This window comes from Campylobacter sp. 1569 (genome assembly GCF_024723675.1).
Classification (GTDB): Bacteria; Campylobacterota; Campylobacteria; order Campylobacterales; family Campylobacteraceae; genus Campylobacter_D; species Campylobacter_D jejuni_C.
This window is the reverse complement of the sequence record NZ_JANQDB010000007.1, coordinates 73,200-93,720: the sequence shown is the minus strand read 5'-3', so window position 1 is coordinate 93,720 and position 20,521 is coordinate 73,200. Positions and strand designations below refer to the sequence as shown.

Annotated in this window: 21 protein-coding genes; 7 read left to right on the top strand and 14 right to left on the bottom strand. The window is 29.9% G+C overall.

The window, feature by feature from the left end; translation table 11 throughout:
* Positions 1-14 precede the first annotated feature (14 nt).
* From CAMP5060_RS05100 to CAMP5060_RS05090, 3 genes are read right to left on the bottom strand one after another with little or no spacing between them, the layout of a single operon-like run.
* Positions 15-443 (bottom strand): trehalose-6-phosphate synthase, encoded by a 429-nt coding sequence (locus CAMP5060_RS05100; RefSeq protein WP_087700733.1) that lies wholly within the window; start codon positions 441-443, stop codon positions 15-17.
* Positions 444-491: 48 nt separating this feature from the next.
* Entirely contained in the window at positions 492-974 is a 483-nt protein-coding gene (locus tag CAMP5060_RS05095) for a peptidylprolyl isomerase (RefSeq protein WP_087700734.1), read from the bottom strand.
* A 10-nt stretch (positions 975-984) separates the two neighbouring features.
* The gene (locus tag CAMP5060_RS05090; protein WP_214100684.1) at positions 985-1,692 is read right to left on the bottom strand and encodes a YebC/PmpR family DNA-binding transcriptional regulator; all 708 of its coding nucleotides are present in this window, start codon (positions 1,690-1,692) and stop codon (positions 985-987) included.
* Positions 1,693-1,772: 80 nt separating this feature from the next.
* Between CAMP5060_RS05090 and CAMP5060_RS05085 the strand changes: the two genes are divergently transcribed.
* The 4 genes from CAMP5060_RS05085 (at position 1,773) to CAMP5060_RS05070 (ending at position 5,213) form a co-directional block, all read left to right on the top strand.
* Positions 1,773-2,318 (top strand): GNAT family N-acetyltransferase, encoded by a 546-nt coding sequence (locus CAMP5060_RS05085; protein WP_214136232.1) that lies wholly within the window; start codon positions 1,773-1,775, stop codon positions 2,316-2,318.
* Positions 2,319-2,510 carry a cation transporter gene (locus CAMP5060_RS05080; RefSeq protein WP_214136234.1) on the top strand — a complete coding sequence of 64 codons (192 nt, stop codon included), beginning with the start codon at positions 2,319-2,321 and terminating at the stop codon, positions 2,508-2,510.
* Complete coding sequence (locus CAMP5060_RS05075; RefSeq protein ID WP_337218009.1) at positions 2,500-4,620, top strand: heavy metal translocating P-type ATPase; 2,121 nt, start codon at positions 2,500-2,502, stop codon at positions 4,618-4,620. Before CAMP5060_RS05080 ends, CAMP5060_RS05075 begins: the two co-directional genes overlap by 11 nt.
* A gap of 68 nt (positions 4,621-4,688) precedes the next feature.
* The gene (locus CAMP5060_RS05070) at positions 4,689-5,213 is read left to right on the top strand and encodes a DUF2165 family protein (protein ID WP_204507002.1); all 525 of its coding nucleotides are present in this window, start codon (positions 4,689-4,691) and stop codon (positions 5,211-5,213) included.
* A 34-nt stretch (positions 5,214-5,247) separates the two neighbouring features.
* On the opposite strand, the gene CAMP5060_RS05065 is transcribed toward CAMP5060_RS05070, so the two are convergent.
* The 6 genes from CAMP5060_RS05065 to alaS form a co-directional block, all read right to left on the bottom strand.
* On the bottom strand, positions 5,248-7,143 hold the full coding sequence (locus tag CAMP5060_RS05065; RefSeq protein WP_337218008.1) for an NAD(P)/FAD-dependent oxidoreductase: 1,896 nt from the start codon (positions 7,141-7,143) through the stop codon (positions 5,248-5,250).
* A gap of 89 nt (positions 7,144-7,232) precedes the next feature.
* Positions 7,233-7,793 (bottom strand): sulfite oxidase heme-binding subunit YedZ, encoded by a 561-nt coding sequence (locus tag CAMP5060_RS05060; RefSeq protein ID WP_337218007.1) that lies wholly within the window; start codon positions 7,791-7,793, stop codon positions 7,233-7,235.
* Entirely contained in the window at positions 7,793-8,686 is an 894-nt protein-coding gene (gene msrP / locus CAMP5060_RS05055; protein ID WP_214100679.1) for a protein-methionine-sulfoxide reductase catalytic subunit MsrP, read from the bottom strand. The genes CAMP5060_RS05060 and msrP overlap by 1 nt, the downstream gene beginning before the upstream one ends.
* 84 nt (positions 8,687-8,770) lie before the next feature.
* A complete protein-coding gene (locus CAMP5060_RS05050; protein ID WP_214100688.1) occupies positions 8,771-10,702 on the bottom strand; it encodes a PBP1A family penicillin-binding protein in 1,932 nt (643 codons plus the stop codon).
* Positions 10,702-11,244, bottom strand: coding sequence for a septum formation inhibitor Maf (gene maf, locus CAMP5060_RS05045; RefSeq protein ID WP_214100678.1), 543 nt, complete (start codon positions 11,242-11,244; stop codon positions 10,702-10,704). Before maf ends, CAMP5060_RS05050 begins: the two co-directional genes overlap by 1 nt.
* The gene (alaS, locus tag CAMP5060_RS05040) at positions 11,244-13,781 is read right to left on the bottom strand and encodes an alanine--tRNA ligase (RefSeq protein ID WP_261529642.1); all 2,538 of its coding nucleotides are present in this window, start codon (positions 13,779-13,781) and stop codon (positions 11,244-11,246) included. Before alaS ends, maf begins: the two co-directional genes overlap by 1 nt.
* Positions 13,782-13,889: 108 nt before the next feature.
* Between alaS and CAMP5060_RS05035 the strand changes: the two genes are divergently transcribed.
* Genes CAMP5060_RS05035 through hemH form a run of 3 tightly spaced genes read left to right on the top strand, consistent with a single transcriptional unit; the run spans position 13,890 to position 16,728 of the window.
* Positions 13,890-14,966 (top strand): DegT/DnrJ/EryC1/StrS family aminotransferase, encoded by a 1,077-nt coding sequence (locus CAMP5060_RS05035; RefSeq protein WP_251813762.1) that lies wholly within the window; start codon positions 13,890-13,892, stop codon positions 14,964-14,966.
* Positions 14,963-15,820: a Gfo/Idh/MocA family protein gene (locus CAMP5060_RS05030; protein ID WP_261529643.1), complete on the top strand. Its 858-nt coding sequence runs from the start codon at positions 14,963-14,965 to the stop codon at positions 15,818-15,820. Before CAMP5060_RS05035 ends, CAMP5060_RS05030 begins: the two co-directional genes overlap by 4 nt.
* A 2-nt stretch (positions 15,821-15,822) precedes the next feature.
* Positions 15,823-16,728: a ferrochelatase gene (gene hemH, locus CAMP5060_RS05025; protein ID WP_261529644.1), complete on the top strand. Its 906-nt coding sequence runs from the start codon at positions 15,823-15,825 to the stop codon at positions 16,726-16,728.
* Here the strand turns inward: hemH and CAMP5060_RS05020 are convergent.
* The 5 genes from CAMP5060_RS05020 to flgB are packed head-to-tail and all read right to left on the bottom strand — an operon-like array spanning position 16,725 to position 20,504.
* Entirely contained in the window at positions 16,725-17,432 is a 708-nt protein-coding gene (locus CAMP5060_RS05020) for a class I SAM-dependent methyltransferase (protein WP_337218006.1), read from the bottom strand. The genes hemH and CAMP5060_RS05020 overlap by 4 nt on opposite strands.
* 47 nt (positions 17,433-17,479) lie before the next feature.
* Entirely contained in the window at positions 17,480-19,264 is a 1,785-nt protein-coding gene (locus CAMP5060_RS05015) for a peptidoglycan D,D-transpeptidase FtsI family protein (protein WP_214125420.1), read from the bottom strand.
* A gap of 3 nt (positions 19,265-19,267) precedes the next feature.
* On the bottom strand, positions 19,268-19,564 hold the full coding sequence (gene fliE, locus CAMP5060_RS05010) for a flagellar hook-basal body complex protein FliE (RefSeq protein WP_087700749.1): 297 nt from the start codon (positions 19,562-19,564) through the stop codon (positions 19,268-19,270).
* Positions 19,565-19,567: 3 nt separating this feature from the next.
* Entirely contained in the window at positions 19,568-20,062 is a 495-nt protein-coding gene (gene flgC, locus CAMP5060_RS05005) for a flagellar basal body rod protein FlgC (protein ID WP_039618718.1), read from the bottom strand.
* A gap of 10 nt (positions 20,063-20,072) precedes the next feature.
* Positions 20,073-20,504 carry a flagellar basal body rod protein FlgB gene (flgB, locus tag CAMP5060_RS05000; protein ID WP_039618716.1) on the bottom strand — a complete coding sequence of 144 codons (432 nt, stop codon included), beginning with the start codon at positions 20,502-20,504 and terminating at the stop codon, positions 20,073-20,075.
* Positions 20,505-20,521: the final 17 nt, after the last annotated feature.

Here is a 20,521-nt window from a genome sequence, read left to right as displayed (position 1 = left end):
TTAGTTTTAATGTTTTAAAAATATAACATCGCTTTTGCGCAAATGACTATTAAAATACATAAAATCAATGCAATCAAGTGAGATTTTAAAGGGTCTTTTCTTTTTAAAACTTTTATAAAAAATAAAGAGTAAAAAGTCAAAACTAGCATTGTTATTAATAATAAAAGTTTGATAAATAAAAATCTGCCAAAATTACTTGCAAAAAAATCCCAAAAAGAGTTAATTTCATAAAAACTCAAAAGATAAAATCCACTCAGCAAAAGTAAGATAAAAATACTAGCAAAAATAAAAATACTTGATTTGGTATAGGCTTTTTTAATTTTATCACAATCTTCTTTACTTTCGTGTTTATAAGCAAAGTGATAAACACATACATCAAAAAATACATAAGCTATAAAAAATACAGCACAAATAAGATGAATACAAATAAAAATAAAATGCATAGTTAATCTCCTTAAAAAATCATAGCACAATTTTAAGGAGATGCAAAATTAAAGTTTTTCTAAAATTTGGATAGTTTTGATTTTATCTCCTGCTCTAATACTATCTAATACTTCTAAACTTTCTTTATCTTCAGGATTGATTTGTCCAAAGATAGTATGTACTCCATCTAAATGAGGCTGTGGGCTATGACAGATAAAAAATTGCGATCCACCTGTATCTCTACCAGCATGAGCCATAGATAAGCTACCTCTTAAGTGCTTGTGTTTTTGATCGTCACATTCACACTCTATCTCATAACCAGGACCACCTGAACCTATACCATAAGGACAACCACCTTGTATTACAAAATTTGGAATCACACGGTGAAAAACAAGCTCATCATAAAAACCATCATTAGCTAAGTTAGCAAAATTACATACAGTTTGCGGTGTTTCATCGGGAAATAATTCTAATTTCATATCACCTTTTTCGGTGCTAATGATAGCAAAATTGTATTTTTTTGCATCTTTTGTGTCGATTTTTTTAAGCATTTTTTTGCTCCTATTCTATATTAGTATAAACTGCTTGCACATCATCATCATCTTCTAATTTATCAAGTAATTTTTCAATATCAAGAAGTTGTTCTTCATTAAAGCTTACAGGATTGTTAGCAAGATATTCAAGTCCTGCTTTTTTAAGCACTAAGCCTTTTTTTTCTATAGCATTACTAAGTTCACCAAAGGCAGTATAATCACCTATAATTAGTAATTCTTCTTCATTTTGCTCAAGTTCTTCAAGTCCTGCATCAATGAGTTCAAGTTCAAGTTCTTCTAAATCTCCATCATATTTTTCAAGATGAAAGACAGCTTTGTGTGAAAACATAAAAGTTAAAGAGCCATTTTGTAAAATTTCACCGCCATTTTTGCTAAAAATCGCTTTTACATTAGCCACCGTGCGTGTAGGATTATCACTCATGCACTCAACAATGATTAAAGCTCCATGTGCTGCTTTTCCTTCATAGTGGATATTTTTAATATCAGCACTATCTTTTCCGCTTGCTCTTTTAATGGCTGCATCGATATTGTCTTTTGGCATATTATTAGCTTTTGCAGTAGCTATGGCGCTACGAAGCTTTGGATTCATATCAGGATCAGCTCCGCCTTCTTTTGCTGCCACTTGTATAGCCTTTGCAAGTTTTGGAAAAAGTTTGCTCATTTTATCCCATCTTGCTTCTTTAGAGGCTCTGCGATATTCAAACGCTCTTCCCATAAATTCTCTCTTTCTTATATTGTTTTAAAGTTAAAAGTATAAACTAAGAAGTCTAAATTTGATTTTAAAGGAGTAAAAGAGTGATCAGAAAAGCTAGAAAAGATGATGTTAGAAAATGTATACAATTACTTGCTTTAGCAATGGATCATTTTATTTATAAACTTAGTGGTTATAATGATCATCAAAAAGCTATAGAGGTTTTAGAAAATTTCTTCACTCAAGAAAACAATCGTTTAAGTTATGAAAATATATGTGTTTATGAAGAAGATGATGAAATTTTAGGTGCGATTTGTTTTTATGATGGGGCTTTGGCAGATGAGTTAGATAAGCCTTTAAATGAGCATTTAGAGTTTTTGGGGATTAATGAAAAAGTTTTAAAAGAATGTGAAAATGAGTTTTACTTAGATAGTATTTGCGTGGATGAAAAAGCAAGAGGGAAAGGTATTGCTAAGAAATTGATTGAATATGCCTTCAACGAAGCTTTGAAAAATGATAAAAAGCTTTCATTGATCGTAGAAGATGAAAATATAAATGCGAAAATGCTTTATGAAAAAATGGGTTTTAAATTTATAAAAAATAAAATTTTTCATTCTCATAAATATGAATACAGAGAAAAAGGAGAATAAATGATTATAAAAACTAAAAATATCAATTGTCAAAGTTGTGTAAATTTAATCAAGGCTTCATTAGAAGATGAATTTGGTACCATGCAAATAAATGTTGAAACAAAAAGCATAGAGATTGATTTAAAAACAGAGCAAGTTGAAGGGTTCAAAAAACAATTACAAGAATTAGGTTTTGAGATAGATGAAGTATGAGTTAAAATTAAAAATAGGCAATATGACTTGTGTTAATTGCTCTAATGCTATAGAAAAAGTTTGTGCAAAAATTGATGGGGTAGAAGATGTGAGTGTTTCTTATGTCAATTCTAGTGGGGCGTTTTTGCTTAAAGATTTATCTTTGGAAACAAAAATCAAAGAAAAAATCAAAGCTTTGGGTTTTGAGATATTGCAAGAAGAGCAAAATTTATATGAGTTTAAACTCCAAGAGCTTAAAAATATGAAAACAAAGCTTATTATGAGTATAATCTTAAGCTCTATTGTGATGTATTTTGAAATGTTTGTTCAAGGAAATGTTTCTGCTTTAATTCAAATGTTTTTATCTATGATAGTAATTTTTTATTGTGGAAAAGGTTTTTTCATCCACGCTCTTAAGGGATTAAAGTATAAAAATTTAGATATGAATACCTTGATATCCTTAGGTGCTTTTACTTCTTTTGTATATTCTTTTTTTGTATATTTTGAAGTGTTTAACAAAGATGGTTATTTGTATTTTAGTGGTGGAGCGATGATTATAAGCTTTGTTTTATTAGGTAAATACTTAGAAGAAAAGGCTAAATTTAAATCCTTAGAATACCAAAACAAATTAAAAAATATAGATATTAAAAAAGCCAATATAATTTTAGAAGATGGAAGTATAAAAAGCATACCTAGTGCTTTTGTAAAAGAAAATGATGTGGTTTTAGTAAAAGAGGGTGAAAGCGTTGTTGCTGATGGAGTGATTATAGCAGGTGAAGCTGAGGTTGATGTGAGTTTTTTAACAGGAGAGTTTTTACCACTTTTGAAAAAGCAAGATGATGAGATTTTAGCAGGAACTGTGTTGATTAATGGAAGTTTAAAGATTAAAGCTAATAAAAAGGCGATTGAAAGCTCATTAGAGCAAATCAAAGATCTTGTTTTTAAAGCAGGTAATGTCAAAACACCTTTAGCAAATTTAGCGAATAAAATTTCAGCTTATTTTGTAGCTTGTATTATAATTTTATCGCTTTTTGTGTTTGCTTTTTGGTATGTTAAAGAAGGAATTAACGCAGCATTTTTGCATGCTTGTGCCACGCTTTTAATCTCTTGTCCTTGTGCTTTGGGTTTAGCAACTCCTATAGCCATAGTGAGTGCTTTAGCAAATGGTGCAAGAAATTTTATCTTAGTAAAAAATCCAGCGGTATTAGAGAATTTAGCTAGTATAAAACTTGCTATTTTTGATAAAACAGGCACTTTAAGCCAAGATGACTTAAGTGTTTATAAGCATAATCTTACTCAAGAAGATTTTCAAAAACTCACCCAAATTGAAAATTTAAGCTCACACCCTATTGCAAAGGCTTTTATTAAAGAATTGAATATAAATTTAAATTTACAAGGAAAATTAAGTGTTTTAGTGGGTAGTGGTTTGCTTTATGAGGAAAATGAAGATAAATATTTAATAGGCAATGAGAAATTAATGTTTGAAAATGGTGTTGATATACAAAAAAGTAAGCAATTTTTGCAAGAATTTGAAGATCAAGCACCCATATGTTTATATTTTGCAAAAAATAAAATTTGTCTTGGTGGAGTTTGTTTGAAAAATGAGCTCAAAAACGAGGCTAAAGATTTGATAGCAAATTTAAAACAAAAAGGTGTAAAAAGCATTATTTTAAGTGGCGATAATAAAAAAAGTGTTGCTAAAATAGCAAATGAGCTCAATATTGATGAATATTATTTTGACTTAAAACCTGAGCAAAAACTTGATTTCATAAAAGAAAAAATCAAAAAAGAAAAAGTGCTTTTTATAGGAGATGGTATTAACGATGCTCCTGCTTTAAATTTAGCTAGCGCAAGCATTAGTTTTTCTAAAGCAAGTGAGCTTGCTAAAAAAAGCGGAGATTTGATTTTAATAAAAGATGATTTATCTTTAATAGCTTATTGTTTTGAGCTTTCTCAAAGAACTAAAAATATCATCAAACTTAATCTATTTTGGGCTTTTATTTACAATGCTTTATGTATTCCTATTGCAGCAGGTATTGTGCCATTTATAAGTCTTAGTCCACATTTGGCAGCTTTAGCAATGTGTTTTAGTTCGGTAACAGTTGTATTAAATTCTTTAAGATTGCGTTAGATATTTCAGTTTTATTTAATATTTGTTGTATTATATTAATATAAATTTAACAAAAAAGGAGTATCATAATGAATTGCAATTGCGGTTTTTCTATGATGAATGTAATAAGATATTCTAAAATGATTATCTTGCTTACAGTTGCCTCTTTAGCAGCTATTGTTGTTTTTGGTAATATAACTGATTATAATTCAAATTTTCAGTTTGTAAAACATGTTATGAGTATGGACACCAAACCTGATTATTTAGGTAATGCTATTGTTTATAGGGCTATTACAAATTCTACTATTCATCATATTGCTTATATTTTTATTATCTGTTTTGAAGCTTTTATTATGTTAACTGCTTTAAAAGGTGCTTTAGATATGTTTAAAGCAAGAAATTTAGATGCAAAAACTTTTCATGAAGCTAAAAAATTTGGAATTATTGCTCTAACTTGTTGTTGTTTACTTTGGTTTTTTGGTTTTCAAGTGGTAGCTGCAGAGTGGTTTGGTATGTGGATGAGTAAAACATGGAATGGTTTGCCTGATGCTACTAGATTAGTAACTTATATGCTTTTAGCTTTAATTTATATTAGTATCAAAAACGATGATTAATTTTATCAAACTCCTTTTTTGTAGGAGTTTGGTATTATAATTCATTAACAGCACGATAAGCTTGATCGATTGCTGAATGCATGTAAGCTGACCAATCAGAATCTGAATTTGCTATAACAATATTACCAAAAGGTTTTCTTGCAAGTTCTATAGTTTTTTGTGCTTCTTCACTATCATCAAAAAGACTGTTTTCTGTATATGAATAACAATGCCCCCAACGATTTACAACTATAGCCTTAATGTCTCTTTCATGGTCAAATCCAGCCGAGCCTAACATGCCTTGAAGTTGATCGCGAATAATTTTCTCATGCTCTTCAAAACTCATAGTAAATAATAAATTTCTGCCTACTCTAGCTCTATCCCTTGCATCCATTCCATCAAGATCAATCCCTTGGATGTTTGCAAAAGCCAAAGGAGAGCAAACCATGTGAACACAAATAGGCTTTTTAGGATCTCTTGGGTGGTGATATCCTCCCATATCCACAGGATAATCAAGTTTAGTTCTAGCATAAGGCATTTTTGGTGAATAAATTTCATGAACTCCAAGTTTTATAAATGGTTCCCAGTTGCTTATGATAACTTTAGTATGCAAAAGAGAGGTTTTTACATTTTTACTTAAAGCATCTTTTTGATCTTGTGGCATGCTTGGTATTATATATGGAATCATGCTGTTATAATTTGCCATTATAACTTTTTTAGCTTTTACTCTATAATTTTTGCCTTTATTAACATAAGTTACTAAAGCTCCATCTTTTGTATTTTCTACATTTATAACAGTGCTGTTTAATCTTAAACGTACTTTATTTTTAGCAAGATCAAGTTTAGAATAATCAAAATGAGCTAAGGTAATTTCATCCATATCTTTACCTTTTTTAGACACATCAGGAATTAATCTTCTAACCATTAATCTAGCAACAGTGGCGTTGCCATCAGCACAGTGGTGGATATATGGTTCTTCCATTTCAGCTAGTGCTTCCCCTTCAATTGGATCAAGTCCAAGTTTATCAAAACCAGGTAGGAAAGAAATTCTAGCGTCTTCGCAAGAAACAGCATCAATACCTAAAGCCAAAAAGTCATCTGTCATACCTTCAAAAAATTTTATAGCTTGTGGTGAAAGTTTAACCTTTTCCTCTAAGAATTTTTTATAGCTTGTTTTTGCTACATACTTATCCCTTTGCTCTTTTGTTAAACCTTTTAAATAGTCTTTTTCGCTTTTAAATAAAGCAATTAAATCTTTTTTATCTTTTTCATTAAGAGGAAAATCACCTATAAAAGCCTCAATGCTTCTTCCATTGCTTTTTTCTTCAGGAATATCATCACAAATTACTTTTCTAGGATTACCATTTACAACTTTGTCTACTCCAAATTCAGCCTTAGAAAAATACACACCTCTACTAAGTTTTAAATCAGGATAAAAATTTACATCAAAACGTTTAGCAAGCTCATCAATATCCACACCCAAAGATGATAGTAAATCTACTACTTCTTTAGAATATAATGCCTTTGGCGATTGAAATGTTTCGCTACCACCATAACTTAAAATAGTGCCATCTTCTAGTTCTATTTCATTTCTTCTAGCATGTCCACCAAAGTCATCGTGATTATCAAGAATAAGAATTTTTTTATCTTTTCCAAATTTGTTTTGATAAAAACAAGCTGCGGCTAAACCACTAATACCTGCTCCAACAACAACTAAGTCGTATTCTTGTTTAGGTTTAATAACACTAAAATTAAATTTTTCACCATCTCTTAACATATGTGCAAATTCATAACTTGCATTATTACTACCCCTTAATCCAAGCCACTTTGGTGGGTAGTATTCTTTAGTGAAATCTTCGATTTTGGCTTCTTTACCGTATAATACCTGCAAAGGAGTCATTCCTGCAAGTATAGTTAAAGCCATTCCATTTAAAAAGTCTCTTCTTTGCATGATTGTCCTTAAAATAAGATATATTAGCTCTTATTTTAAGAGTATATTTATATTTTTATTCTTAAAGTATTTTATAAATACAAAAATTTTTATAAAAAAGTTACTCTTTTTCTCTTTTTATAATTTTTATATAGTTTAGAAAGCAAAAAGGTCGCTGCAAGACTTAAAACTAAAAAATGTGGAAATTGTGGTACTTTTGCAGATAAAAAATAATGCCAAGCTACTAGCAAAAAACAAAAATATCCAAGTTTTCTTATTTTGCTTAATTTTTTAAAAAGTTTAAAAGAGCTTATAAACATAAGCGAGAGTATGAAAAAGCTTATAAAACCACTAAGTTCTAAATTTTTACTAAAAGTATCTTTGAAAAAAAGTATTAAATCTAAATTTTTACTAAAAGCAAAATAATTAAAAAAGTGAATCAAAGTCCAAAAAAATGCATAAAAACCTAAAAATTTAGGGTAATCTTTTGTGTGTTTATACTTTAAAAGTGAAAAAAATAGGCTTAATCCAAAAAAGATTAAGCCAAATATACCACTATAAAAATACACAGATTTTACAATATCAAATTCTTGCAAGATTTGATAAATACTAAAAATAATACTTAAAGCAAAGGCTAAAAATCCACCGATATTATAAACTTTTTTGCTCATTAAAAATTAACCTTTAAATCCATATCTTTATACAAATGTGCTACTTCTTTTTCATAACCATTGAACATTTGCGTAGGTTTAGTGAAAAAATCTCCCAAAGGACGCTCATTTGCTTGAGACCATCTTGGATGAGAAACATTTGGATTAACATTAGCATAAAAACCATATTCTCTAGGGTTTGCTAGCTCCCATGTGGTTTTAGGTTGTTCTTTAGTAAATTCTATTTTTACAATAGATTTGATACTTTTAAAACCATATTTCCATGGAACTACAAGGCGAATCGGCGCTCCATTTTGTCCTAATAAAGGCTTTTTATACATTCCTACAGCCATAAGCGTTAATGGGTGCATAGCCTCATCTAATCTTAAACCCTCTATATAAGGATAATCAAGAGTTGGGAAAAATGAAGCTTGATCAGCAAATTGATTTTTATCAAAAAGAGTGGTAAATTTTATAAATTTAGCCTCGCTTTTGACTTTGCATTTTTCTATTAAAGCACGCAATTCAAAACCAACCCAAGGCACCACCATAGACCAAGTTTCAACACAACGAAATCTATAAATTCTCTCTTCTAAAGGAAAGGCTAATAAATCTTGCATAGTTAAAGTCAAAGGCTCTTCAACTTCCCCGCTAACTTCTATTTTCCAGTCCTTTGTGTTGAAATTTTTTGCAAGTTCTACAGCTCTTTTTTTGTCAGTAGAAAATTCATAAAAATTAACATAATTAGTTGCAATTTTTTCATCGCTAAGTTTTAATTTTTCATTGTTAGGATCAGGAAAGAAATTTAATGCCATTAATTCAGATTGGACTAAGGCTGAACTAACCAAAGCTCCAGCACCTAGTTTTAAAAAATGGCGTCTTTTATTATATAATTGTTCGTTTGTGATATTCATGAAAAGTCCTTTATATATTTTGTGATATTAAAACATATAAAGGAAAATAAAAGGATAATTTTTATTATTTTATAAAAAATATTTTTAAAAAATTACCTCATTATTTTCAGATAGAACAGGGTTGTTTTTTGGAAATGGAGAGGCATTGGTGTAATACTCTCTTTGTTTTTCATAAATTCCTTGATAAACTCCTTTTGGAATGGTAAATTTTCTAGCACTATCAGGATAAAGTTCTAAGTATTTTGTTAAAAATTCTTTAAAAACTGGAGCAGCAGTTCTTGCGCCACCTTCTACTTGTTTCATAGGTTTATTATCATCATTACCATACCAAATGATAGCTTCTATCTCAGGAGTTAATCCGCAAAACCATGCATCAACGCTTTTATTTGAAGTGCCAGTTTTTCCAGCTATTTCAATCCCTTCCACTCTAGCATTGCGCCCAGTTCCTTTTTTAACAACATTTTGCATCATATCATTAACTAAAAAGGCTTGTTCAGGTTCGCTGATTTTTCTTTCTCCAGAGTTAAATTCTACCACTATTTTGTCATTTTTATCGATTACTCTTTTAATGAGTATTAAATCTTTTTGCACCCCATAATTTCCAAATACTGTATAAAGTTTAGCATAATCATAAATAGAAATCCCAAAGCTACCTAAGACTATAGATAAATCAACCGGTATATTTTTAAAGCCCATAAATTGAAGTTTATCATGGATCACATCAAGCCCCAAAGCAAGAGCTAAATTTATAGTAGCTAGGTTTCTTGAGCCAGTTAGTGCTTCTTTTAAGCTTATAAGCCCTAGAAATTTTCCACCATAATTTTTAGGTTTCCAGTCTTGTTCATCTTTTTTGGTGCTTTCAAAGATTCTTGAAATATCAGCAACCTTGCTCATAGGAGAATAGCCCATATCAATGGCAATTTGGTATAAAAAAGGCTTAAAAGAACTTCCAGGCTGTCTTAAGCTTTGAGTAGCACGGTTAAAATTACTTTTTGCGTAATTTACTCCGCCAACTAAGGCTAAAATGTCTCCATTTTGATGATTTGCTACTATCATAGCTCCATTAAGTGTGCTTAAATTTGCATCTTTATCTCTTTTAACTATTTCATCATAGCCAAATTTTAAAGCCTCTCTTGCAATATTTTGCACATCAAGATCAATGGCAAGTTCTATTTTATAGCCACCACTTTTTAAGTCTTTAATTCCGCTTAGTTGTTTTAAAACTTCTTGAGTAACATAAGGAGCTGCATTTTGTGTTAAAGTATCATCATATACTTTTGGAATTTCTTTTAAAGCATTTTCATACTCTTCTTTAGAAATCCAACCAAGATTATACATTCTTTGCACTACGCTATTTGCTCTAGCTAAAGAAAGATCTAAATGTCTAGTAGGATCATAAGTACTTGGAGCCTTTGGCATACCTACTAAAATAGCAATTTCTTTTAAGCTAAGCTCGTCTAAATTTTTTCTAAAATATCCAAGTGCAGCAGTTTTTACTCCATAATATCCATGTCCAAAGAAGATGAAATTTAAATATCTTTCTAAAATTTGCTCTTTAGTTAAAGTACTTTCTATCTTATATGCAAGCAAAGCTTCTTTTAGCTTTCTGCTTAAAGTACGCTCTGGGGTTAATTCTGTGTTTTTTATAAATTGTTGTGTAAGGGTGGAAGCTCCTTCCATAGTTTTTCCACCACTTCTTATGATTTTAATAGCTGCTCTAAAAATCGCATCTATATTAACCCCACCATGTTCAAAAAAGCTAGTATCTTCAATGGCTACTAAAGCTTCTATAAGTCTTGGTGGAAGTTCTTCATAAGGAGCATAAAAGCGGTGTTGCTCAAAAACATTTGCAACTAATTTTCCATTTTTATCAAAAATTTGTGTTGTAAGAGGTGGTTTATAATCTTTAAAGGTATATTGATTTAAATCAGAATCAGAAAACAAATATGCAATAAATATAAAAACTCCAACCGCACACACTATACAAAAAGAAAGAAATATTTTTAAAATTTTTATCATAAAAATGCTTTCAAAAGTTCTATATTAAGCCCTAGTGCTGTACTTTGATGGCCTATGATTTTTTTAATGTATTTTTTATGAAAGCCCTCACACATCACAGCTCCGGCTTTACCTTGATAAAGTTTTGACTCAATGTATTCTTGCATATCTTTTAAATCAAATTTATCTAAGATCAAATCACACTTACTAAGATTAAAAATCTTTTTATCTTCTAAAACTAAAATCATTGCACTTAAAACGCTAATATTTTTACCACTTTGCAAATTGAGCATATTAAAAGCTTCATTATCGCTTTTAGCTTTAGTAAGAATGATATTTTGAGCACAAACTATACTATCAGCAAATAAAACATTTTTAAAATCAGGATATTTTGCAAAAAACTGCCTTTCTTTTTCTAAAACAATTTTTTGCACATAAGAGCTTGGATTGTCTTTTTTTACCAAGCTCTCATCATAATCCATAATAATTTGCTCAAAAGCAATATTTGCTTCTTTTAGTAAAGCAACGCGTGAAGGCGAACTTGAAGCTAAATAAAGCATTAAGCAAGACTTTCTTCTATGATTTTTCTAGCATGATCAAGTGCTTGTTCTATTTTGCTTGTATCTTTACCACCGGCTGTTGCAAAATCATCCCTACCGCCACCGTTTCCACCAAGCATTTGTGCAATTTCTTTTACCAAAACACCAGCTTTTAATGAGGTGTCTTTAACGCCTGCTGCGATGATGATTTTGCCTTCTTTTTCTTGTAAAAGTAAAATTACAGCTTTATTAAATTTGTTTTTAAACTCATCTATCATAGTTTTTATATCGCCACTATCTATTTTTTGCACACAATATTGAATGCCTTTTAGTTCTTTAGAGTTTAATTCTGCTTTGTTTGAATTTTTTAGTTCATTTTTTAAACTAGCTATTTCATTTTTTAATTTTGCCACATAGCTTAAAATATCATGAGTTTTTAACTCTTCTTTGGCTTGGTTTAGCTCTTTTAAATGTTCACTAACATAATCAAGCGCAGCTTTGCTTACCACTGCTTCTATCCTTCTAACTCCAGCACTAACACCACTTTCTTTGATGATGTAAAAACTTCCTATTTCAGAGCTATTTTTCACATGGGTACCACCACAAAGTTCTTTGCTAGCACCTAGGGTTAAAACTCTTACTTTTTCTTGATATTTTTCACTAAATAAAGCTATAGCACCACTTTTCTTAGCTTCATCTAAAGCTAAAATTTCAATTTTAGCTTCATTTGCTTGCATGATGTAAGTATTTACCAAAGCTTCTATTTGCTTTAGTTCTTCTTTATTTAGAGCTTTTGGGTGAGTAAAATCAAATCTTAATTTATTGTGTTCTACCAAAGAGCCTGCTTGGCTAATGTGTGAGCCAAGAATTTCTCTTAAAGCATGATGTAATAAATGTGTCGCACTATGATGTCTTGCGATTTGCTCTCTTTTTTTAGTATCTATGCAAGCTAATACTTCATCGTTTGTTTTAAGATCTTGTTTTAATTTCACTTGACTAAGATTAATATCAAAGAATTTTTGCGTATCTAAAACCTCATTTTCATTAATAAAACCTAAATCAGCGCTTTGCCCTCCGCTTGTTGCGTAAAATGGAGTTTTTTCAAGCATTAACCACGCTATATCTCCTGCCTTAGCTTCGGTTATGATTTTAAAATTTTCATCTAAAATAGCTATGATTTTAGTTTTTTCTTCATAATTTTCATAACCACTAAAAGTATTTTTACCAAATTTTTCTAATAAAACCTTAAAATCCCCACTAATTGCTTTATCCCCGCTTCCTTTCCAAGAGGCTTTGGCTCTATCTTTTTGTTCTTGCATAAGCTCATTAAATTTAGCTTCATCTACGCTAAGATTTTTTTCTCTTAGCATATCTTGGGTTAAATCAAGCGGAAAACCATAAGTATCATAAAGTTTAAAAGCTACTTCACCACTAAAAATATCTTTAGTTTTTTTAAGTTCTTCATTAAAAATTTCTATACCATTTTCAATGGTACTTAAAAATCTTTCTTCTTCTAGTTTGATTTGTTCTTTGATAAATTCTTTTTTTTCATTTAAGTAGGTATAATGCCCACCCATTAACTCACATACTACATCTACAAGCTCATACATAAAAGCTCTTTTAAGACCTAGTAAATATCCATGTCTTAAGGCACGGCGCATAATTCTTCTTAAAACATAACCCCTACCTTCTTTATCAAAGCCAACTCCTTGAGCAAGTAAAAATACACTTGATCTTATATGATCAGCAATTACTCTATAACTAGCCCCGCTTTCATAGGTATAAGTTTTACCGCAAAGTTTTGCAATACTCTCAATAATAGGCATAAACAAAGAGCTATCAAAATTACTAAATTTTCCTTCTTTTATAGCGCTAACTCTTTCAAGTCCCATACCTGTATCAATACTTGGTTTTGGCAATGGAGTAAGCGTGCCATCAGCACTTCTTTCATACTGCATGAAAACTAGATTCCAAATTTCTAAGAACCTATCTCCATCACCACCCATATAATCTTCACTAGAATTAAAATGCTCAGCGCCTTGATCATAAAAAATTTCACTACAAGGCCCACATGGTCCAGTATCGCCCATTTGCCAGAAATTATCTTTATCGCCAAATTTATAAATTCTCTCTTTTTCTATATGTTTTTGCCAAAGCCCATATGCTTCATCATCACTTTCATGAACGGTTACATATAATCTTTCTTTAGGTAATTTTAAAACTTCAGTTACAAATTCCCAAGCATAAGCAATAGCTTGTTCTTTAAAATAATCTCCAAAACTAAAATTTCCAAGCATTTCAAAGAAAGTATGATGTCTTGCTGTGTAGCCTACATTGTCTAAGTCGTTATGTTTTCCACCAGCTCTTATACAAGTTTGACAGCTTGTTTTACGCGGAGGATTTGGGCGCGGTACTTCCCCGGTAAATATACTTTTAAAAGGCACCATACCTGCATTAGTAAAAAGTAAAGTCGCATCATCAGGCACCAAAGGGCTTGAAGGAGTGATTTCATGTCCTTTTGACTTAAAAAATTCTAAATATTCTTTTCTTATATCCATAGATTTTCCTAGCTAGTTTTTTTGCTTAAAATAATACCAAAAATACTTTAAATTAAGTAAAACTATCTTATAATCACGATTTTAATTTACAAGGTTAATACAATGAAAATTCCTTTTATAGACTTAAATGCTCAATATAATGCTTATAAAAATGAAATTGATGAGGCTATTAGTGAAGTTTTACAAAGCACCTCTTTTATAGGTGGTGTAAAATTAGAAGAATTTGAAAACAATTTAGCTAAATATGTAGGTATTAAACATGCGATAGGCTGTTCAAGTGGTACAAGTGCGTTATTTTTAGCTTTAATGGCTTTGGGTGTGGGTAGGGATGATGAGGTAATAGTGCCGAGTTTTACCTTTATAGCTACAGCTGAAATGGTTGCTCTAATCGGCGCTAAGCCTGTTTTTGTAGATATTGATTTTAAAGATTATAATCTTAGTTTAGAAAAAGTTCAAAGTGCTATCACACCTAAAACTAAAGCTGTAATTGCTGTGAGTATTTTTGGGCTTATGCCTGATATGTTTGCTCTAAAAGAACTTTGTAAAAGTCAAAACATTGCTTTGATAGAAGATAGTGCGCAAAGTTTTGGAGCCAGTCAAAAAGGCATAAAATCATGTGCTATAGCTGATATATCTTGTACAAGCTTTTTCCCGTCTAAACCTTTAGGTGCTTATGGAGATGGTGGAGCGATTTTTACTCAAGATGATGAATTAGCACAAAAAATAAAAATTTATTTAAATCATGGACAAGTACAAAGATATAAGCATAAATATATCGGTATCAATGGAAGGCTTGATACTATCCAAGCAGCTATTTTAAATGTGAAATTAAAATACTTAGATGAAGAGATTAAAAAAAGAGAAGCAATAGCAAAAGTTTATGATGAAAATTTAAAAAATTGTATTTTACCACCAAGAAAAGATGATTTTGTGAGTGCCCAGGCTCAATATAGCGTGCGTGTAAAGAATAGAGAAAATTTCATGCAAAAATTACAAGAGCAAGGTATACCTACTGCGGTGCATTATCCTTTAGGGCTTCATTTGCAAGAAGCTTTCGATTATCTTGCTTACGAAAAGGGTGATTTACCAAATACAGAACTTTTAAGTGATGAAATTTTATCCTTACCTATGAGTGCATTTTTAAAAGAAGAGCACCAAGCTAGAGTGATTGAGGCTTTTAAATGAAAATAGGGCTTATAGGCCTTGGTAAAATGGGTAAAAACCATTTAAGAGAACTTGAGCATAATTTAAAAGTAAAAGAAATTCATCTTTATGATCCTTTTTGTAAAGATAAATTTAAACATTTTTTGCATAAAAATTTTGATGATTTTTTAGCGCAAAATCTTGATGGTGTTATCATTGCTACACCTACTCATACGCATTTAGATATAGCTTTAAAGGTTTTTCCTAAAATAAAAAATGTTTTGATAGAAAAGCCTTTGGCGTTAAATATTGATGAAATTTTAATTTTAGAGCAAAAAGCTAGAGAAAATAAAGTCAGAGTAGGGGTGGGCTTTTGCGAGAGATTTAATCCTGTTATTTTAACTTTAAAAGAAAAACTTTTAGAAGATGAGATTATAAGTATTAATATACAAAGAATTTCACCTTATCCACAAAGAATAAACGATGTGGGTGTTTTAAGTGATCTTAGTGTGCATGATATTGACTTAGTTAGATTTTTAAGTCAAGAGCAAATTTTAAAAGCAAATATTTATAAAAGTTTTCATCATGATAAATTTGAAGATGAGGTAATGATAAGTTTAAAATTAAAAAATATTTTAGCAAATATTCATGATAGTTGGAATGGACAATGCATTATAAGAAAGATCACACTTTTAGGTAAAAAACATACTTATGAACTTGATCTTAAAAATTTTGAACTTTTCATCAATATGCAAAAAATTCCAAATTTATATGAAAATTCTCCTTTGTATGCTGAGCATGAGGCCTTTTTTGAGCTTTTACAAAATGGAGTTTGTGAAAATTTAGCTAGCATTGAAGATGCTTTGAGAGTACAAGAAATTTTAGAAGGTGTTTGATAGTGAAATATGTATTTTTTTTAAATATGGGCGGGGTTAATAAACTTGAAGAATGTGAAGTTTTTTTAAAAAATATGTTTAATGATCCTTATATTTTAGGGATAAAAAATGTTTTCTTAAGAAAATTTGTAGCCTTTATGATAAGAAAATCAAGACTAAAAACTATGAAGCAAAATTATGAAAAAATGGGTGGGAAATCCCCGCTTACTCAAATCACACAAAGTTTATGTGATAAATTAAATTCTAAAACTAGGGAATATAACTTTGATTTTATTAGTCTTTATGTACCACCCTTTGCAAATGAAGTTTTTTCAAAATATGATTTTCAAAAAAATGATGAAATTATTTTATTTCCTTTGTATCCTCATCATTCTAAAACCACTGTAACTAGTTCTTTAGAAGTAGTGCAAAATGAGCTAAGAAATATCCAAAATCAAGCTAATGTAAAAATCATTGATGTTTTTTATAAAGATGAGCTTTATAATGAAATGATTATAAAACATATTTTAGAAAAAAAGAAAGAGTATGATTATAAAACTTTGATTTTTTCTGCGCATTCTTTACCACTTTCAGTGATTAAAAAAGGTGATTTGTATGAAAAACATGTGCAAGAGCATGTGGGTATCTTAAAAGAAAAACTTAAAAATGAATTTGATCAAATCATTTTATCCTATCAATCAAAATTAGGCCCAGTAAAATGGCTTGAGCCTAACACAAGCGATATTTTAGAAAGTTTAGAACAAAAAGCTTTGATTTATCCTATATCTTTTTGTATAGATTGCTCTGAAACTATTTTTGAGCTTGGAGTAGAGTATAGGCACTTAGCAAAAAGTGATTATGAGCTTATTGCTTGTCCTAATGATAGTGATGAATTTATAGAGTTTGTTTTAAATAAAATAGATATTTAATGTCTACATTCGTATAAAAAGAAATCATATTGGTTGTTGTTTATAAGAGTTTTTGAAAAAGAAAAATAAGAAATTATTTTTGTAAAACCAACTTCTTTTAAATAATCTTCCATTTCTCCTTGTTTATATAAATGTATTTGAAAATCCATATATTCACTTTTTATTAATTTATCTTCATCGTATAATTCATATATGCTGGGATAAAATTGAGTTTGTGTTTTTTCATCAAAGTAACTTTTGTTTTTCAACACAAGATTTAAGCCGTTGTGAGTTGATACCGATGATGTTATTTTATAGTTATTGTCATTATAGCTTTTTGCATTTATGTTGTCTACTGCAAATACAAATACTCCATCTTTCTTTAATGCATTTTTTATGTTTTTTAAAATAATCTTACATTCTGTGATATTAGTAAATAGAGAAATTGATCCTGATGGGATAAATATATAATCATATTTTTCTTTAAAATTATATTTTAAAAGGTCAACGCAAAATGTTCGTGCAAAAGGATATTTTTGTTTTAGTTTTTTTAACATTTCTTCGGAAGAATCTATTCCTATAATATCAAAACCTTGGGTTAAAAAAGGAATCATAAATCTTCCATTTCCACATAAAGGTTCTAAAATTTTATATTCTTTTTTAGCATATGATAAATAAAAATCTAATTCATCTTGGGGTGCTTTATTATGTAAAATATCATACATTTCACTACAAAGATTACTATAATAGTTAATTTCCATTAATTAATCTCCTATTGATTTGGTTTTAAATAGCTTTCTTTTATCATAAGATTTACCGTATCTTTAAACATAGGTAAAGCACTTTGTGCAGCATAATAACTATAAGCTTTGGTAGGATTTCTTACTAAAACTCCTATAGTGTAATTGTTTTTCTCATCATTTGCAAAACCAAAAAATGAAGCATTGTAGCGATTTGAAGTATAACCTTTTCTTTCAGCAATTCTAGCTGTACCCGTTTTACCACCTATAGTAATACCTTGAGTTTGTGCTTTTTTACCTGTTCCTTTTTCTATAACATTGATTAAAATTTGTTGCATTTCTTTGGCAGCTTTACTTGAAAGTATCTTTTCTTTTTTAACTTCATCATCAAGTTTTATTAAACGTCCATCTTGATAAATTTTATTTGCAATTTGCGGAGCGATATAAATTCCGTCATTATTAAATACATTATAAGCAGCTAAAAGTTGAATAAAGGTTGTTTTTAAACCATAACCATAGCTTAAAACAGATTTTTCAACATCTCTTAATTTTTTAGGATTTGGTATTTCCCCTTTTTGTTCATAAGGAAGATCAATACCGCTTTTTTCTCCAAAACGAAAAATTCTAAGCCCTGATATAATTTCAAGGTTGCTTAGTCTTTGAGCAATTTTAATCATACCAACATTTGAAGAATACGTTATAACTTCTTCCATGCTCATTTTGTTTTTTTTGTGGTCATCACGTATAGTAAAACGACCCAATTTATATTGACCACCTTGGGTATCAACAACTTCATTAACCTTAATCTTGTCAAGCATTAAAGCAGTAGTAAATATAAAGGGTTTTATAACAGATCCCGCTTCATAGCCATATTCTATCGCACTTGCATTAAGCACAGAAAGATCTTTTCCACGATTTTGAGGATCATATCTTCTTGAGCTAGCAAGAGCTAAAATTTTCCCACTTTTACTTTCCATGATAGCGACGATAATTTCATTAGCTTTTAGATCTTCATTTCTTTTATCAATTGCTTTTTCTAGGCCCTTTTGAAGTTTTAATGAAATATTTAAGTAGAGGTTGCAACCATCTATTTTACGCTGCTCATAGGAGTGTGAATTTAAAATAATATTACCACCTATATCTCTTAGACCTTGAATTTTAGCATCTTGCAAAGGATTTAAGCATTCATCGTAGTATTTTTCTATGCCTTTTATGCCGATATTTTTAAAAATCTCGCTTTGTTTATCTATATAAGTTCTTGTATAGCCTATGACTGGAGTAAGTGAATCTTTTGACATATACACACGATCTTCTTTGTGTTCTATAATATCAAGTCCTCTTGTTTCAACTCTACCATTGCTATTTGTAAAAGATCTGAAAAAGCCTTGAGTGTAAAGTTTTTTAGATAATTCCTTAAGATAACTTGCGTCTTTTGAGTTGATATTTTGAAGTAAAATAAAACTATAACCTCTTTTTTTCTTTGCAAGCATTCTTTTTTTAATATCTTGCATTTGTTCATTATTAATGCCACTATAAATTTGAAAAAGGGTTAAAAACAATTCTTTTTTATCGGGATTTAAACTTCTTAAATCTATTTCAGCTCTATAGATTTGTCTACTTGAAGCAATGGTAAAATTATCACTTGTAATAATATTACCTCTAAGAGCAGAAAAATATTGCTCTTTTTGAGTATTTGGTATATGACGTTTTGAAGTAAGAAAAAAAGTAGAAAGTAAAAACAGAGCCATACAAAACAGAGCCATACAAAAAGCAAAAACTACCTTTGAAACTCTATTTCTAATGGTATTTGAAAGCATATATTAAATTTGAGTTCTTGAAATTTCTTTATATGCGTTTATAGCCTTATTTCTAACTTCAAGCATAAATTTCATACTTGATTCAGCTTTGCTAATCGCAATTGCTGCTTGGTGTAAGTCTTTTACTTCACCTGTTGCAATATCTACCATAGCAGCTTCAGCTGTTTCTTGGGTTTTATTAAGGTTGTTAATAGAATTTTTTAATAAGCTTGAAAATTCATCACCTATGTTATTTGTGTTGCTATTGTTGTTTTTATTGTTAACATTGTTAAATTGATTTATACTATTAATAGTGTTCATTTATTAACCTCTTAATAAATCTATCGCACTTTGTGCTATAGTTTTAGTGCTTGTAAAAGCACTTACGTTTGCTTGGTAAGCTCTTGTTGCTTCTATTAAATCGGCCATTTCAATTACTGGGTTTATATTTGGAAAAGCAACATAGCCTTGTTCGTTTGCATCTGGATGAGATGGATCAAATTTCATACGAAAATCTTTATCATCTCTTACAACTTTATCAACCACTACACTCATTATAGCAGGTTTTGCATCTTTTTGTGAAGCTGGGTCGTTTAAAGGATTTTCATATTCTAAAAAATTATTATCCTTGGCTATTTGTTTATTTAGTAATTCATTAAAATCAGTCGCTTTAAAAATCACTTCTCTTCTTCTATATGGACCGCCTTCTGCTGTTCTAGTAGTGTTTGCATTAGCTATGTTTGAGCTAATTACATTCATTCTAAAGCGCTGCGCACTAAGTCCGTATCCGCTAATATCAAAATCACTTAAATAAGCCATTATTTTTCTCCTAGCCTAATTTAGAGCTTGTATCTATGATGGTTGAAAAAATATTACTTTGTCTTCTTAAAACACCATCTAAAGCAGTAATCATCATAGTATTTTTACTCATTTCAGTAGTTTCTACATCAAGATCTACTGTATTTGCATCATTTCTTGCTAAATGTCCATCTCTTAAATAAATAGTTGATTTATTAGGATCTGGAAATTTCCAAGGTTTTTGATGATTTGCATTTGTACTTGCTAATTCAAGCTCTTTGGTATCTTTCTTTTTAAAAATTTCATTTGCTCTATTAACTAAAGCAGTTTCAAATTCTATATCTCTTGCTTTATAAAAAGGAGTATCAACATTCGCAAGGTTAGAATTAATCATTTGACTTCTTAGGTTTCTTCCTGCTAAAGCATCAACAATAAGTTCTTTTGATTTAAAAGGGCTTATCATAATTTTTCCTTTAAAAT

Excerpts from the sequence above, each read along its gene's own strand:
- CAMP5060_RS05100 (WP_087700733.1), bottom strand. The coding sequence starts at position 443 with ATGCATTTTATTTTTATTTGTATTCATCTTATTTGTGCTGTATTTTTT.
- CAMP5060_RS05095 (WP_087700734.1), bottom strand. The coding sequence starts at position 974 with ATGCTTAAAAAAATCGACACAAAAGATGCAAAAAAATACAATTTTGCT.
- CAMP5060_RS05090 (WP_214100684.1), bottom strand. The coding sequence starts at position 1,692 with ATGGGAAGAGCGTTTGAATATCGCAGAGCCTCTAAAGAAGCAAGATGG.
- CAMP5060_RS05080 (WP_214136234.1), top strand. The coding sequence starts at position 2,319 with ATGATTATAAAAACTAAAAATATCAATTGTCAAAGTTGTGTAAATTTA.
- CAMP5060_RS05075 (WP_337218009.1), top strand. The coding sequence starts at position 2,500 with ATGAAGTATGAGTTAAAATTAAAAATAGGCAATATGACTTGTGTTAAT.
- CAMP5060_RS05070 (WP_204507002.1), top strand. The coding sequence starts at position 4,689 with ATGAATTGCAATTGCGGTTTTTCTATGATGAATGTAATAAGATATTCT.
- CAMP5060_RS05065 (WP_337218008.1), bottom strand. The coding sequence starts at position 7,143 with ATGCAAAGAAGAGACTTTTTAAATGGAATGGCTTTAACTATACTTGCA.
- CAMP5060_RS05060 (WP_337218007.1), bottom strand. The coding sequence starts at position 7,793 with ATGAGCAAAAAAGTTTATAATATCGGTGGATTTTTAGCCTTTGCTTTA.
- msrP (WP_214100679.1), bottom strand. The coding sequence starts at position 8,686 with ATGAATATCACAAACGAACAATTATATAATAAAAGACGCCATTTTTTA.
- maf (WP_214100678.1), bottom strand. The coding sequence starts at position 11,244 with ATGCTTTATTTAGCTTCAAGTTCGCCTTCACGCGTTGCTTTACTAAAA.
- alaS (WP_261529642.1), bottom strand. The coding sequence starts at position 13,781 with ATGGATATAAGAAAAGAATATTTAGAATTTTTTAAGTCAAAAGGACAT.
- CAMP5060_RS05030 (WP_261529643.1), top strand. The coding sequence starts at position 14,963 with ATGAAAATAGGGCTTATAGGCCTTGGTAAAATGGGTAAAAACCATTTA.
- CAMP5060_RS05020 (WP_337218006.1), bottom strand. The coding sequence starts at position 17,432 with ATGTATGATATTTTACATAATAAAGCACCCCAAGATGAATTAGATTTT.
- CAMP5060_RS05015 (WP_214125420.1), bottom strand. The coding sequence starts at position 19,264 with ATGCTTTCAAATACCATTAGAAATAGAGTTTCAAAGGTAGTTTTTGCT.
- fliE (WP_087700749.1), bottom strand. The coding sequence starts at position 19,564 with ATGAACACTATTAATAGTATAAATCAATTTAACAATGTTAACAATAAA.
- flgC (WP_039618718.1), bottom strand. The coding sequence starts at position 20,062 with ATGGCTTATTTAAGTGATTTTGATATTAGCGGATACGGACTTAGTGCG.
- flgB (WP_039618716.1), bottom strand. The coding sequence starts at position 20,504 with ATGATAAGCCCTTTTAAATCAAAAGAACTTATTGTTGATGCTTTAGCA.